Genomic DNA, 14,279 nt, shown 5'->3' on the forward strand with positions numbered 1-14,279 from the left:
TCACGGGAGACTGTCCATGAAATGGGTTGTTAGTAGCGCCATCGCGTTGTCCCTCGCCGGATGCAGCAAGGCTCCCGAAAGTAGCGCCGGAGAGCCCGACATCGCCGGCAACTCTGTCGCCGGGGTGGCATTCGACTATAGCTATGACCTGACGCTACCTTCGTCCCGGATCTCGGATCTTCAGGAGGAGCATGCGCGCGCCTGTGAACGGCTCGGGGCAACACGCTGCCGTATGACGGGATTGCGGTACACGGTCGGCCAGCAGGGAGACGTCAGCGCGAACCTTTCGGTCAAGATCGTCGCCCCCCTGGCGCGTGCCTTTGGCCGGGCCGGGGTGAAGCAAGCGGAGAGCGTCGGCGCGACGTTAACGGGGGCGGATATCAGCGAAACCGATGTCGCCACGGCTGCCGCGGCGACCGCGACCGAACGGACCGACGTCGCTGCCGAACGCGCTCGGATCGACCGCGAACTGGCCCGTGTCGATCTGTCCCCGCGCGAACGTGCCGAGCTCCGCCAGCAACAGGCGGTCGCGCAAGGCCAAGCCACGGCGGCGGCCGCGACGGCATCCGAACAGCGCGAAAGTCTCGCCAATACGCCGATGTCGTTCGACTATACGACCGGCCGCGGGACCGGCCTGGTCGACCGTCTGCAAGATGCTGGCGACACCGCGCTCGGCTCGATCGGATTGACGGTCACGGCGCTGCTATGGGTATTGGCGGCACTCGGCCCGCCGCTGCTGGTGATCTTGTTGGCGTTCCTGGTCTGGCGACGCTGGATCCAGCGTTGGTGGACCGAATTGATGGTCCGCATCGATCGTCGAACCGGCCTGCCGCTCGCGCCTGTCCAAGACACATCGTCTCCGCCCTCGCGATGACGTCGGGCAGTATTCCGAGGGCAGTCATGCGCCGCGATTGCACCCCCCGCACCCTTCGCCTATAGGCGCGGCCTATTCCGGCCTCGGCTTCGCGGTACATAGCGCGTAGGCTGGGGCCGCTCGATTTTCACCGCTCGATTTCCAGGGGACCGCGCATGGCTCGCCGCCGCCAGATCTACGAAGGCAAGGCCAAGATCCTCTACGAGGGTCCCGAGCCGGGCACGCTGATCCAGTATTTCAAGGACGACGCGACCGCGTTCAATGCCCAGAAAAAGGGCACGATCAACGGCAAGGGCGTGCTCAACAACCGGATTTCCGAGCACATCTTTACGCTGCTCGATCATATCGGCGTGCCGACGCACTTCATCCGCCGGCTCAACATGCGCGAGCAACTGATCCGCCAGGTCGAGATCGTCCCGATCGAAGTCGTCGTGCGCAACGTCGCCGCGGGCTCGATCTCGACGCGCCTCGGGATCGAGGAGGGCACCAAGCTGCCCCGCACGATCATCGAATATTACTACAAGGACGATGCGCTCGGCGATCCGATGATCTCCGACGAACACATCGCCGCGTTCGGCTGGGCGAGCCAGGAGGAGATGCACGACATCGCCGACCTCGCGATCCGGGTGAACGATTTCCTGTGCGGGCTGTTCGCTGGTGTCGGCATCCGCCTGGTCGACTTCAAGCTCGAATTCGGCCGCATCTTCGACAACGACTTCGGTCGGATCATCCTCGCCGACGAGATCAGCCCCGATGGCTGCCGTCTGTGGGACATGGAAACCAACGAGAAGATGGACAAGGATCGCTTCCGTCGCGATCTCGGTGGCGAAGTCGAAGCGTATCAAGAGGTTGCACGCCGTCTCGGCCTGCTGCCCGAGGGTGCCGACAACGCCGTCCTCGACCTCGAAAAGCATCGCAAGAACCGGGGCAAGTAAATGAAACTCAAGGTTTTCGTGACATTGAAGCCCGGCGTGCTCGATCCGCAGGGCCGAGCGATCCACCACGCGCTCGGCAGCCTCGGCTTCGACGGCGTGCAGGACGTCCGCCAGGGCAAGCTGATCGAACTGGAGGTCGCCGACGATACCGACGACGCGACGATCGACGGCATGTGCCACAAGCTGCTCGCCAACACGGTGATCGAAAACTACCGGGTCGAGCGCGCATGAAAACGGCGGTCATCGTCTTCCCCGGCTCCAACTGCGACCGCGACATCGCCGTCGCGCTGGAGGCGGTGACCGGCGTCAAGCCGCTCATGGTCTGGCACGGTGATGCGGACTTGCCGGCGGATGTCGGCCTGGTCGCGGTACCGGGTGGCTTCTCGTATGGCGACTACCTCCGCTCGGGCGCGATTGCCGCACGGTCGCCGATCATGCGCGCGGTTGTCGAGCAGGCGGGCAAGGGCTTGCCTGTGCTTGGTGTCTGCAACGGCTTCCAGGTGTTGACTGAGGCGGGACTCCTGCCCGGTGCGCTGATGCGCAACGAGGGGCTGAACTTCGTTTGCCGCGACGTCGCGCTGACCGTCGAGACGGCAAGCTCGACGTTCACATCGGGCTACACGGCGGGTGAGCGCGTATCCTTCCCGGTCGCACATCACGATGGCAATTACTTTGCTGACGCCGAGACGCTCGACCGTCTCGAAGGCGAAGGCCGCGTCGCGTTCCGTTATGCGGAGCGCGTCAACGGTTCCGCGCGGAATATCGCTGGGTTGTTGAACGACAAGGGCAACGTGCTTGGCATGATGCCGCACCCGGAGCGTCGTATCGAAGCGGCACACGGTGGCACCGATGGCCGGCGTTTGTTTGAAGGCCTGCTGGAAGCCGTCAGCGCGTAACCTCCGTTACCTGAACCCGTTTGTTATTGAACGCTGAAAACACGCCCCCCCCCCGGCGAAGGCCGGGGTCCAGTTGGGAGACGTTGCTGGCGACGGTCGCGCTCCATTATTGCAACCTTGCCAACTGGACCCCGGCCTTCGCCGGGGAGGGGGAATGTTTAGATTGCAGGTCTCAGACCCGCGTCCGGAACGGCGAGAAGTCCGTCCCCCGGTCGTACACATCGACACCCTCGCGCCGCTTCAACCAACCGACCGCGACATAGGTCAGCGGCGTAAGCAGCACTTCCCACGATACCTTGAGCAAGAACTGGCTGACCATCACCATCAGCATCGCCTCCACCGGCCAGTCGGGTGCGCCGTAGAAGGCGAGCGGGTAGAAGATCAGGCTGTCGAACGCCTGCCCCACCACGGTGCTGCCGATCGTCCGCGTCCATAGCATCCGCCCCTGCGTCCAGATCTTCATCCGCGCGAGCACGAAGCTGTTGGCGAACTCGCCCACCCAGAACGCGCAGATCGACGCGAACACGATCCGGGGCACTTGGCCGAACACGGACTCGTATGCGGCCTGCCCCGTCCACCCCGCATCGGGCGGCAGCGCGACGACGACCGCCGACATGAACACCATGAATAGCATCGCGCCGAACCCTGCCCAGATGCAGCGCCGCGCATACGCATAGCCGTAGACCTCGGTCAGGACGTCGCCGATCACATAGCTGACCGGAAAGAACAGGATGCCCGCGCCGAACGGCCACGCGCCGATGAACGGCAGGTCGATCACCGCGCGCTTGCCCGCCCCAATCACGTTCGACAGCAGCAGGATCGTGACGAACGCCGCCATCACGAAATCGAAATAGCGAAACTGCGCGCCGCCGACCGCGCTCGCGTCCACCGGTTCGAGCCCGGGCGCCTGATCCGTTCCAATTTCCATGCCCGGCGTTATGATCGAGGTTCCAAGCCCGCACAATCCGCGCTAGTCGTCGCGGCAGCGCGCGCCCGTAGCTCAGCTGGATAGAGCAAGGAGCTTCTACCTCCTCGGTCGGGGGTTCGAACCCCTCCGGGCGCGCCAACTCGCAAGTCGCTCTCGTGTTGGGACACGCTGACCGTGACCCTATGCCAACCTTGGGGTGCCTTTCGTGTGGGCGCTACCTAACCCTGCCCTTCTGTTAGGCTTATGGTGACCCTAGCCGCATCCTCGCGGGGGCAGACTGATCGCCGCGGCAAGCGCCGCGTCAACTCGCTACTCGGTACCTCCCGACTCGCGCACGACGGTCGGCTGCTTTAAAGAATTGCGAAGTCAGGCCGGCTTAGAGGAATCTTCCCAATTAATGCCCCTCGCGCGTTGGCCCAGACGAAGCTGGGCCTCCAACGCCGGATGGGAAGGACATCAAACCAGCATGCGTAACAGGCACTCTGCTGGACCGCCCAGAACGTTAGTTCGTTTTCCGAGATAAAGGTTCCCGATGGGCGTTCCACGCCCGCCAAGAGGATCTGGCGAGAGGGGGAAGGTCCACTTCACGGAAGTCCAAGTCGGGAGCAGTGAACCGCCCACGCTCCCATAGCGAAAGCGCATATGTGACGTAGATGTCCGGCCGGTCGTGAATGAGACAGCACAGAAAAGCGGCAGGCCCGCAGTAGGAGGTCTCCAGCTGGTCGGGTAACATCCCCTTGAGACGGTCCTGAACCTGACAGGCCAGTTCGTCGCGCGTGACCGGCCAGCCTGCGGGACTCCGTTGCAGCGCCGCCGTTCGCTTTTCGTCGGCCTTGGGACCCGCGCGTCCGATCTAAATGAACCGGAGCAGCAGCGACTGTGCGGCCTTCAGCCGCTCGGCGTTCGCCGTGATCATCGCGCATTTCCTTCGTTGAGCAGGCTGTCGATCTGCGTCGACAGGGCAGCATTGTCGTCGCGGAGCGCTTCACGCCCACTGCCGGTCGCGTCATGCTCCTTGTCCATCGATACGTCGTCACCCTTCGCCTGTTTCGCCGTCGGTTCCGGCGCGGGCGGCGCGGTGGCACGCATGCGTGCATCCCGCTCGTGGATCAGCGCCTTCTGCCAGCTGATCACCGCGCCGCCCGCGCCGATCCCGACCATCAGCAGCAGCGTCGCGACCACCAGACCCGCCTGCCCATCGGCAGGTCCGCTCGATGTCCAGGCCGAGGGCGGGACGCCATGGTCATTGGTGCCGCGCTCGCCTGGGCGCAGGCCTAACGCCGCTGTCGCAATTGCTGCAAGCGCCAACGTCAGACAGGCTACCGCGTCGGCGCCGTGGCCTAGCCAGCGCAGGATGGCAGTCACCACTAGCCCGACCACGCCGATGGCGAACGCCGGCACCCACCAGCCGCTCTGCCCGCCGTCATGAACGCGGCGGACCGTCTCAGTGCCGATCTTGGCTGCCAGTATCCCGAGCGTCGCAAACACGCTCATCAACACGACACCTTCCGCCCGAGCCAGCGCTTCGACGCTCAGCCGACCCAGCCCCAGTACCAGCATCAGCCAAGCCAGCCACCGCAGCGGCGCCGTCCGCGCACGGTATGAAAAGAACCGGACCAGCATCTCTCTACGCTCCCGGCGCTACGCTCGTGAGGCACTTCTACACCGTCGACCACGATGGGACAGCGTCATCTTACAGGCGTGGTGTCGCCGCGGGCTCTCGTCCTGCAGGACGAAAGGACCTCTGGCTGCGATCGGTATCGGCACTGGCGTCGACTCGCCGCGCTTCACGACCGGTTCGTTCCGCAAGAGCGCCACGAACCGCTGTGGAGATTCTGCCTCCTACTCCATGCACGTGGGCAGGTCATCGACGGAAAGTGAACCGAACGCCGTGAAGCTATCCGCGACCGCGTAAGGCAGTAGCAGGTTGCGACCACCTAAAAGCGCACCGCAGGAGTAGACTACATTGGGTACGTAGCCATCCCGCTCATGCGGACTGGGTGCAAGTACCGGTCGCGGCGTTCGCGCCAGGAGTTTTGGCGGATCGTGCTTGTCGAGCAGGCAGGCGCCGATGCAGTAGTTGCGCACCGTGCCGACGCCATGGGTCAGCACGAGCCAGCCCTCATCGATCTCGAGCGGCGAGCCGCAGTTACCCATTTGCACGAACTCCCAGGGATAGCGCGGCTCGATCAGCTTTGAGCCGCTGTCCCAGTGGAGAAGGTCGTCCGAGACGTTCAGCCATATGTTCCTGTTGTCCTGTTCCTGTTGTCCTGGCGGCCGAGCGTGACGTAGCGGCCGCCGATCCGACGGGGAAAGAGCGCCATGCCCTTGGCACCGGCAACTTCGCCCGTGAGCGCCCGCATCTCGAACGACTTGAAGTCGGTCGTCGAGAGCAGCTCGGAGCGAGCCTCAGCACCGCTGAATGCGGTGTAGGTGCCGTGATAGGTTTCTCGACCATCGTCCTGGACGAAGCGGACGAGACGCATTTCCTCGATGCCTTGCCGCTGGCTCGGCAGCGTCGGGAAAGCACGGTTTCGGAAATGCTTCTGGATCCGCCGCAGTCGAGATGGACGGCGCCATCGTCATCGTCTCGGGGGGAAATGATCGGCGGCACGGACGTCGAACCCGGATCATCGATCGTGAGATCGTTCCCGGGCGTCCAGACGCCCGTCCGGAACGTAACCGCCCAAAAACGGACGTTCAGCTCGCTTCAGAGCTTGCCCGGAAGCGGCCCTTGGTTCAGCCGCTATGACGATAAGCATCAATGCTTAGTATTGAATCCCGAGATCACGCCGAAGGCTCCTTGCTGCTTGAATCGCCTTTGCACTCAGCGCACGAGCTTGCGACGTGATTGCCGGATCGTCCTCCCCTCGCTCTCGATCAGAGACTCCCTTGTTCACTGTCGTTAGCAGGTTTGCTCCACTGAGCGCCTCCTGCGCGTTGCCGCCTAAGGCTCCGTTTCGCATTATTTCTTGGTAGCGGGCGATGGTATCGGCGCTTTCTGGATCGTTATTCGACACCGCAGACAGGACTTCCCCCGCTAACAAGTCCACTTCACGGATCAGGTTCATTGAACTCTCAGTGATCGTCATCTGATACTCCATGGCGTCGGCATCGTCTTACCTGGGTCGGCACTTGCTGGCGGAAGCCAAATTTGCTCCCCATGGCCGGGCAAGACATTTACTCCGTCACGCGACATTTGCGGTCTTGCCGAACCTATCCAGCCCCGCAAGCCTTTCGGTGAGCTTCTAACGTAGCCACCATTGCCGTTCCAATCGTTCAACACCGCCGAACCGCCGCGCCATTCGGCCTCGCTCGAAGGGATTTTAGCTTGCCAGTATCTGCCATTGGCATGTCGGTCGCTGCCAATTACTCTTCGGATCGGCCCTTCATGATCGTCTCCGTTCCACGGCCTGACATCATCCCCGAAGGTCGCAGCCTTTGCAGCGGGCAGCTCCGGATACTCGTCGGCCGGCGCGGTCAGCTTGGGGTATTCTTCGGCCTTGCGTGCCCTGGCAGTCGCGGCTGCATCCATCTTGGACTGCAGCTTTGCATTGTTTCGGGACCGCCCCGGGTTCGGTTTCTCCGAGACGCTTCGGGGAATATGCGAACGGCTTTGGCGTCCCGCGCGCCTCCATCGCTCGCCCAAGCACCTTCACGCCGATTTGCGCCGCGCGTGCGAGGCCCGCAGCTTTGATTTCGGCGAACGCCGACGCGGTCGCCCGCGCCAAGCCACCCAGCGCCGGGAGGATGCCGATCACTACCGCGGCAAAGCGGGCCGCCTCTGACACCTCTGACTGGACATGTAGACGGGTGACCGTGGCGCCACCGATGAACACGTTACGCGAACCGCCCACAATGGTGGCGCCGCAAGTCACTTTGTCGCCGACCCTAGCGGCAGGCATGCCGTTGATGAAGACAGTTCCCGAGTCCTGCGCGATCTCTCCACCGTCGCAGCTCTCTTGGTCGCCAACGCGCGAGGCAGCTAGGCCATTGATAGTGACGTTGGGCGGTCCCTCGATGATCTTTCCCGATGGCGCCTGCATCGACTTGGCGCCGATCGCTTGACCGATCTCCTCACCCTGTGAAGCAGGCTGAACCAACGCTGTGCCGCTCAGCAGTCTCTAGCGTCGCCAATGACGCCGCTCGCCGCCTAGAACGGTAGCATCGAAGGTCGGCGCGTCACGAACCTAAGGTCGCGGGGCGCCTTCGGCATCGGCAAGCGAAGCGTGATCTGGTTCCCGGCCGCCGCCGCCGTGCTGTTCGAAAAAGGGCTGAGTTGGGCGTCCACGCGGCGTTCCCCGCCGGCCTGGAGGTCCAGGCTTCCGCTGGCCGTCCCGTTATCGTCCCGCTCCAGAAGGACGCGCGCGTCGTCATTGTCCGTGCGCTTGTCGAGCAGATCGGTGTCCGTCACGTCGGCGGCGGACATGACCACCGCCTCACCCGCCGGGCCGGTCATCGTCAGCGTGCCGAGGTCGATACGGACAGCGGTGCGACCGCGATTGGTGTAGACGATCCTCGCCGACTGTCCCCCGGTGTCCGACCAATGGCCGGTAACCCGCGCCGACACGGCGTCGGCCCGAACGGTGGCTGCGCGATCACCGTCCGCAGTCTCGGACAGTTGCACGCCCGGCGCCTCCATCGGATCCAGCGGGCCACCGGTGCTGCGGCTGCAGGACGCCAGCAACAGCGCGGCCATGGCCAGCGCGCGGATCATCCTGCACGCACCAGCTTGGCGACGGGCAGCGTCAAGCGCTGGCGCGTCAAGCTGTGCGCGCCGCCCAGGTCGCGATCGGGTTTGAGACCGTTGCGACGCTGAAAGGCCTCAACCGCGTCCAGCGTCGCGCTCTTGCCACGCCCGACTAGGCCATCGGCGTGGCGTGCCTCTAGATAGCCGAGCGCCACCAACCGGTCCTGCATGGCCTTTACTTGCGGATCGCCGCCGCCTGGAAGCGTGATCGGACGATAGGCAGCGCCGCGATGCCGCGCGCGGATCACGTCCCGGATATAGGGAAATCGCGGGTCCGACGGCGATCGGTCGCCGCCGGTCACGCCATCGCCGAAATCGGAGATGAAGACGCGGCCCGGTCCCGCCGGGCGGATTCGGTCGCGTTCCGGCATGAACCAGCTTTCCACCATCGAGGCCTGTTGCTCAACATTGAAACTGGTCCAGGGTTTGCCAATCGCGCTTCGCGGGAATTTGTAGGCGGTGCTGCGATGCGTCCCCCAGCCTCGCCACTTTCGCGTCTTCCAGATGTCGCTTACGCCGCTCGACAGCTGTGACCAGATGGATTGACCCATGTAGAAGGTCGGCCAGACCCCGTTCTCTCCCTGCCACACATGGCAAAGTTCGTGGATCAACGTGGCCCTGCGCTCCTTGTCGGTCATCACCCCGCCGAAGCCGTCCTTCCAGTTCACGGTATAGTCGAACTTGCCCGTCGACCCGTCCATACCGGCGAGAGTGACGGCGGAGCCTAGGTCCAGGTTGGTAAGATAGACGCGATCGAAGGGGATGCTGGCCGCGTACACGGTTCTCGCCAATTGCATTTCCGCCGCGGTAAGCTTTCTCGCCTCGACCATATTGGTCTCCCCTGTACCACGGGGTAACCAACTCCGATCACCTCGGTTCCGTCGTCGCGCTATGGGGCAGTACCCTCGGACAGCCGGCCAGACGAGACCCGACTGATACCCACATTCACCGACTGGCCGGTCGTTCGCCTGAAAGCGCAGGCGGCAGATCGAGATCAGGGACGTTGTGCACTTTAGCGCGGGACGATGCACGAGTACCGGCGGGACGCTTCACGGTGTAATGGGCAGCTATTGCCTGGTCAGCGCCCAAGACCCGGCGGTCGGCTATCGGCCAAAATCACCGTTCGCGATCGGCAAGGCGGACCCGAGCGCGGACGGAAGGCAGTCGCCCATTTGCCGACGTTCCCAATCCCGGCCGCACTGCCTTCACGGACTTTCCACGCACCACGCTCAATGCCGCTCAGAGCCATTCCGCCAACCATCGAGCGGAGTTGGAGCGTAGCGATGTTTGCGGCTGCTTTTTCTGTTCAAAAACGTGTGCGGTCAACGACGTAGAGGAGTGGGTCGAGAACGAGAGCGGGACCGCCCTCTGCCCCTATTGCGGCGTCGACTCCGCTTCCGCGTAGCCGATCCCGATTTTATCCGCGCGATGCATGAACGATGGTTCAGCTGACCGTCCGCTAACCTCCCATTCCGGACATTCCGGTTACCGATCGCGGCGGATACCCCCTCCCCCGCAAGCCACTACCTCTCCCCCAAATGCGCGGTTTGCGAGTGGCCCGGTGAACGATGTACTCTACCGGTACCCCGATCGCTCAAGCGACGTGCAACTAGATCAATGTTGAAACATGTCTCGCTCGTGCCCGCAACCCCGGCGTTGCGTGCGGTGAAACGGTATGTTCTACTGTGCTGGCTGCACTGACGGGAGGATGGTTTGGCGAACAAATCACGCAAACTGACGCCTGGTGAACTGCGCGAGGCGAAAAGCGTTTTCGGACTATCGATCGACTACGACACAGTCATCGTCCACGAAGCTACCGCTTATTTCTTCCAGCCAAACGGGACGGCCATCACCCCAAACGGGGAAATCTATTTTCGACCGGCGGACTACAAGGACAGCTTCGCCACAAATCGTAGTGATGCAGCTTGGCTTATTCATGAGCTTACGCACGTTTGGCAGCATCAGCGCGGGATGTGGGTCTGATTGCGTGGAATGGCTAACCGAAATTACGACTACGGTGACCTGTCGAAGCCTAAACTCACTTTTTTATCTCAAGGCGTTGAAGTTCAAGCGTCGATCGTGGGCGATTACTATCGGGTAACGCACAGCTTAAAGCCAGTGCACGGAACCGGAGCGCTCAGCGATTATGAGCGCATTATTCCATTCATTTCGTCGAGGCGCACATGAAATCAGTCATACTCACCTTGATCGGCAGCATACTCAGTGCAGCTTACTGGTGGATTGCCTTCATAACGGTCTACGCGGATGCCCTGTTTGCCGGCGAGCGCGGGCCATCGTGGACTCCGCCAGCCGACTCGCAAGCGATAGGTCACAGCATTACAATCATCGTGATCGCGGTTGTCATCTACGCACTCTTGATCACTGCTTGGTCCACGCTGAAGCGCCGGCTTTCTCGATCGTTATCGTGACGCGACCGCGGAGACACCCTCCGCCGCAGCCTCGGCAGGCTATCAGCAACGCTAAGGCCTCGCTCCACCGCAAGCACCATGTACCACAGCGATACCCCGTCTCGAAACGCCCAAACTCCGCGGTGTAATTGACGCATCGCCTTGCCCGAAAGCTGCCGTTGGTTCATCTTGCAGCGACCGACCAGTGGAATAGATGTATGAAGCTCACAAGATGCGTGCTCGCCTCCATATTAGCTGCGTTCGGCAGTCCCGCTTTCGCAGACATGACGGCCAATTACGTTGGGCCAAACAAAGCGCTTACGATGAAGGTAGAAATCGCGGCGAACGGCAATATTCGCGGAACGACCTCAAACCCTAACAGCTACTTCATCACCCGCGCTGGTCATGGTTATATGGTTCAGGCAAGCTTCAAAGGCCCCGCAGTCATGCGTATGGAAGATATTTCCATCGTAATGGCCGAGCAAATGAAGCGGCTGATGCCAGACATGCCTCACGGAGCCGCAGACCAAGCTCCTTCGCTTGACCTCACCAAGGGCGGCGTTGTCAGCGTCCGAGGGCGGAAGGGCACTGCCTATTACATGGGCAAGACGATCAAGCACTCGGCCGCCGAACAGCCATTCATTGTTATCAGTGTCGATCCTGCAATAACGCCGCTGGGGATTGCCATGCAGCATCAGTTTGCGATGTCGGTCGAAGCAATGGGCCAGATCTTTGGTAAGTCCAATCCATTCGCGTAGATGCAGTCTGTCCTGAAAGAGGGCGCACCCCTCGTTTTTACTGGGATGGAGTTGGACTCAGTTAATAACGATCCTATACCCGCGTTCGAATTCGACCTACCGGCCGCTCCGCTTTCGCTGGCAGAAGTTCGAAAAAACCTTGGTGCACCGGCCTCCCCGACGCCATGATCGCGCGCGGCAAGCAGGGCTGGGAACGGTTTATCTGCCCGCCCCGTGGTGGCTAACACTACCTGCTTCCTCAAAGGCCGCCTGTCCGCAATCCTTCTCCATTAATGCTCCATTCGGAGCAGGCGAGCACCGCACCAAGGGCAGAAGGCAATCTCGATAGCGCTGCTACCGCCATCGTGGACCATCAGGCCATAGCCCCCATTAATTTTTGCGACAAACGCATCGGGACAGTCCGAACGATCCGCATGGACGGCACAAACCCAGTTTAAATCGTCAGCCATTCGGATGCAGCAAGGAGTCGAGGTCATGCCGCTATGTGGCGCTTGCGAGGCCATGAAAGCAACGTCCGCTATCTCACTGGTCGCCGCAAAGCGGCCCGTCCGCTTTCCCTCTGCAAACCGGACACTCACGGTGCCGATCGCGGCGGATAACCCCTGCACCGTGGGGCGTTGAGCCCCGCCAAAATGCGTAGCTTCAGAACCTTCGAAGGCCTGATGTACCCCAACGGTACCCTATCGCCATGCTCGACCGACATAATTTGCAAACAAGCTGAACAATTACTTTCGTTCGATACCGTGGCCTGCCGGGTGTTCAGGCTCCATGTAGAATAAGCTAGCCCAGCTGTCGCAGCGCCGCCTGCCGTTCGCTTCGGTAACGATCCTTCAGCCCGCCGAGGCCGATCTTGTCCACGTAAGCTTCCCGAATGTCGTAGAGCGTATTGATCAGGTTGCGCTCGTAGTCGCCCCGATGGCCTTCCGGTAGCGGGCCGACCTGCTGCACCGCTTGCGCTACGAGCTTGGGTGCGCGTCCATGTTGGACGCCCATCGACCACACAACGTTCTGCACCGTTCGCGAACACGACGTCAGGTCGACCTGCGTGACGTTACGCACATAGCTTACCACCGGGTTAAAATGCGTCCGTGCGATGTAGTCGTGCTGGGCCTCGAAAAAGACTATCGGCGCCTCGGCCGCAATCGCCTTCCACGTCTGTCCGAACGCCCCGCGCGGCAACGCGGGATTCTCATGGCCGAACCTTGCCGCCCATCTCGTCCCGTCGGCACGTAGAAACGCTTGCACTTGTCGGCCGCCTTTGGCCGAACTAGCCAGTTGATAGGCGCCATAGGACACGCCGCCCGGATCGCGGCGTCCGCTCGACACCACGGCTGCCGCCTGCGCCTCTTGGCCAGGGCGATAGCCGGTTTCGTACACCATCGAAAGATGGCCGAGCCGACTGGCCCCTAGCTGATGGATCGGCGCGGGCGAAGGCGCCGCGGGCAGACGCGGCGCAGGCGGGAGTGGAGCGTGCGGCACTGCCGGCCCCACCCCAGCGCCAGTGGCCGGACGTCGACCGCCGTGCGGCGGCAGTCGCAGCGTCGCACCCACCGGTAGGCGTCGCGGATCAGTTATATGATTCAGCCGGGCAATTGCCTGCCAGTCAAGTCCGTGGCTGTGCGCAATGCCAGCCAAGGTCTCACCGGCGCGGACCCGATGCTGAATGTGGCCATTTCCAGCAATTGCCATCATCTAACCTTCCTACTCTGGATAAGTCTTACCGATGTATCGTAAGAGCTGCGGCTAGCAAACCAAATCTTTGCCGATTGAAGCAGGCGCGTTGCGCCTATATAGCGAGGCACCTGGCGAAAGCCGGCGGTTTTAAAGGAATCGTGGATGCGCGTGAAAAATACCGAGATTCTGGCGACGATCCTGATTGCCGGCACGTTTGGTAGTGGCCCTGTTGCAGCTCAGACTTCGCAAGATGTGACCGAGAATTTCTCGCGGGCCTATCAGGCCTGCATCATTTACGGCGAAACTCATAACACTGCCGCCATTCCTCAAGGAGTGTGTGACGCACGCGAATTGCGTGTGCAGGACGCTCGCCTAAATGCTGCTTACAAAGCAGTTATCGCTCGGTTGCCATCCGCCCGCAAGGCAGACCTACGCACCGATGAACGTAACTGGATCCTCGCGCGCGATCATAAATGCGGCAAGCTGCCCGATCCGGACCTGACAACGGAATGCAAAATCGACGAGACGATCAAGCGAACTGCCTACCTACGGCGCTATAAATAGCCGATCGGCGCGGTTCAATCAGTTTACATAGGCGTATGGCTGACATGCGGAGCAATCAAGATTGTCTAGCGCGCTAGTCGTTACCAACTTTGCTTCGCACTTGAAATTCATGGGATGCCGATCTTCGAGACAAGCATAAAAACAGCGATCTTCACAGTCATTGGCAGCGTCTTCACCGCTGTTTACTGGTGGATTGTCTTCATAACAGTCTATGCCGACGCAATTTTTGCCGCCGACAGGGGACTTTCGTGGACGCCGCCCTCTTACTCTGATGCAATATTTCTAGACATTATGGTTATCGTGATTGCGGTCGTATTCTATGCAGTGTTAATGGCCACTTGGTCACGGGGAAGCGGCGGTTTTTTCGGGCATAAGTTCATGACACGGAGGAGACACCCTCCGCCGCAACGGCCCCCGCCCCGCAGCAATACGCGGTTTCCGCAACTTCGCAGGTCGCCATGTACCCCGGCGATACCCCAAACAGACCACGCG

14 protein-coding genes, 1 tRNA gene and 1 pseudogene are annotated in these 14,279 nt (G+C 61.8%); 8 read left to right on the plus strand and 8 right to left on the minus strand.

Annotated features, from left to right (window positions below):
• Positions 1–16 precede the first annotated feature (16 nt).
• The 4 genes from E5673_RS13880 (at position 17) to purQ (ending at position 2,705) form a co-directional block, all read left to right on the plus strand.
• Positions 17–874, plus strand: coding sequence for a hypothetical protein (locus E5673_RS13880; protein ID WP_136190445.1), 858 nt, complete (start codon positions 17–19; stop codon positions 872–874).
• 155 nt (positions 875–1,029) lie between these two features.
• The gene (gene purC / locus E5673_RS13885) at positions 1,030–1,809 is read left to right on the plus strand and encodes a phosphoribosylaminoimidazolesuccinocarboxamide synthase (protein ID WP_056050712.1); all 780 of its coding nucleotides are present in this window, start codon (positions 1,030–1,032) and stop codon (positions 1,807–1,809) included.
• On the plus strand, positions 1,810–2,040 hold the full coding sequence (gene purS / locus E5673_RS13890; protein ID WP_136190446.1) for a phosphoribosylformylglycinamidine synthase subunit PurS: 231 nt from the start codon (positions 1,810–1,812) through the stop codon (positions 2,038–2,040). It abuts the gene before it with no gap.
• The gene (gene purQ, locus E5673_RS13895) at positions 2,037–2,705 is read left to right on the plus strand and encodes a phosphoribosylformylglycinamidine synthase subunit PurQ (protein ID WP_136190447.1); all 669 of its coding nucleotides are present in this window, start codon (positions 2,037–2,039) and stop codon (positions 2,703–2,705) included. Before purS ends, purQ begins: the two co-directional genes overlap by 4 nt.
• 172 nt (positions 2,706–2,877) lie before the next feature.
• Here purQ and E5673_RS13900 read toward each other — a convergent pair whose 3' ends face one another.
• Positions 2,878–3,633: a queuosine precursor transporter gene (locus tag E5673_RS13900; RefSeq protein WP_136190448.1), complete on the minus strand. Its 756-nt coding sequence runs from the start codon at positions 3,631–3,633 to the stop codon at positions 2,878–2,880.
• A gap of 61 nt (positions 3,634–3,694) precedes the next feature.
• On the opposite strand from E5673_RS13900, the gene E5673_RS13905 reads away from it, so the two are divergent.
• Positions 3,695–3,771: transfer RNA gene (locus E5673_RS13905), tRNA-Arg, on the plus strand.
• 774 nt (positions 3,772–4,545) lie between these two features.
• Here E5673_RS13905 and E5673_RS13910 read toward each other — a convergent pair.
• The 6 genes and pseudogenes from E5673_RS13910 to E5673_RS13935 all read right to left on the minus strand — a co-directional run bounded on the left by E5673_RS13910 (position 4,546) and on the right by E5673_RS13935 (position 9,213).
• Positions 4,546–5,256, minus strand: a complete 711-nt coding sequence (locus tag E5673_RS13910; RefSeq protein ID WP_136190449.1) for a DUF805 domain-containing protein — start codon at positions 5,254–5,256, stop codon at positions 4,546–4,548.
• A 219-nt stretch (positions 5,257–5,475) separates the two neighbouring features.
• A pseudogene (locus E5673_RS13915) lies at positions 5,476–6,319 on the minus strand (glycosidase); the annotation flags it as partial.
• Between the two features lie 82 nt (positions 6,320–6,401).
• Positions 6,402–6,725, minus strand: coding sequence for a hypothetical protein (locus E5673_RS13920; RefSeq protein ID WP_136190450.1), 324 nt, complete (start codon positions 6,723–6,725; stop codon positions 6,402–6,404).
• A 327-nt stretch (positions 6,726–7,052) separates the two neighbouring features.
• Positions 7,053–7,736 (minus strand): PAAR domain-containing protein, encoded by a 684-nt coding sequence (locus E5673_RS13925; RefSeq protein WP_136190451.1) that lies wholly within the window; start codon positions 7,734–7,736, stop codon positions 7,053–7,055.
• A gap of 50 nt (positions 7,737–7,786) precedes the next feature.
• On the minus strand, positions 7,787–8,350 hold the full coding sequence (locus E5673_RS13930; RefSeq protein ID WP_136190452.1) for a hypothetical protein: 564 nt from the start codon (positions 8,348–8,350) through the stop codon (positions 7,787–7,789).
• Positions 8,347–9,213: a peptidoglycan-binding domain-containing protein gene (locus tag E5673_RS13935; protein ID WP_136190453.1), complete on the minus strand. Its 867-nt coding sequence runs from the start codon at positions 9,211–9,213 to the stop codon at positions 8,347–8,349. Before E5673_RS13935 ends, E5673_RS13930 begins: the two co-directional genes overlap by 4 nt.
• A gap of 883 nt (positions 9,214–10,096) precedes the next feature.
• On the opposite strand from E5673_RS13935, the gene E5673_RS13940 reads away from it, so the two are divergent.
• Positions 10,097–10,366 carry a DUF4157 domain-containing protein gene (locus E5673_RS13940; RefSeq protein ID WP_136190454.1) on the plus strand — a complete coding sequence of 90 codons (270 nt, stop codon included), beginning with the start codon at positions 10,097–10,099 and terminating at the stop codon, positions 10,364–10,366.
• A 748-nt stretch (positions 10,367–11,114) separates the two neighbouring features.
• A complete protein-coding gene (locus E5673_RS13945) occupies positions 11,115–11,549 on the plus strand; it encodes a hypothetical protein (protein ID WP_136190455.1) in 435 nt (144 codons plus the stop codon).
• A gap of 780 nt (positions 11,550–12,329) precedes the next feature.
• Here E5673_RS13945 and E5673_RS13955 read toward each other — a convergent pair.
• Positions 12,330–13,241, minus strand: a complete 912-nt coding sequence (locus tag E5673_RS13955) for a LysM domain-containing protein (protein WP_136190457.1) — start codon at positions 13,239–13,241, stop codon at positions 12,330–12,332.
• A 144-nt stretch (positions 13,242–13,385) separates the two neighbouring features.
• Between E5673_RS13955 and E5673_RS13960 the strand changes: the two genes are divergently transcribed.
• Positions 13,386–13,787 (plus strand): lysozyme inhibitor LprI family protein, encoded by a 402-nt coding sequence (locus E5673_RS13960; protein ID WP_136190458.1) that lies wholly within the window; start codon positions 13,386–13,388, stop codon positions 13,785–13,787.
• The last annotated feature ends 492 nt before the right edge of the window (positions 13,788–14,279 follow it).

The sequence above is a fragment of the Sphingomonas sp. PAMC26645 genome, from assembly GCF_004795835.1.
Classification (GTDB): domain Bacteria; phylum Pseudomonadota; class Alphaproteobacteria; order Sphingomonadales; family Sphingomonadaceae; genus Sphingomonas.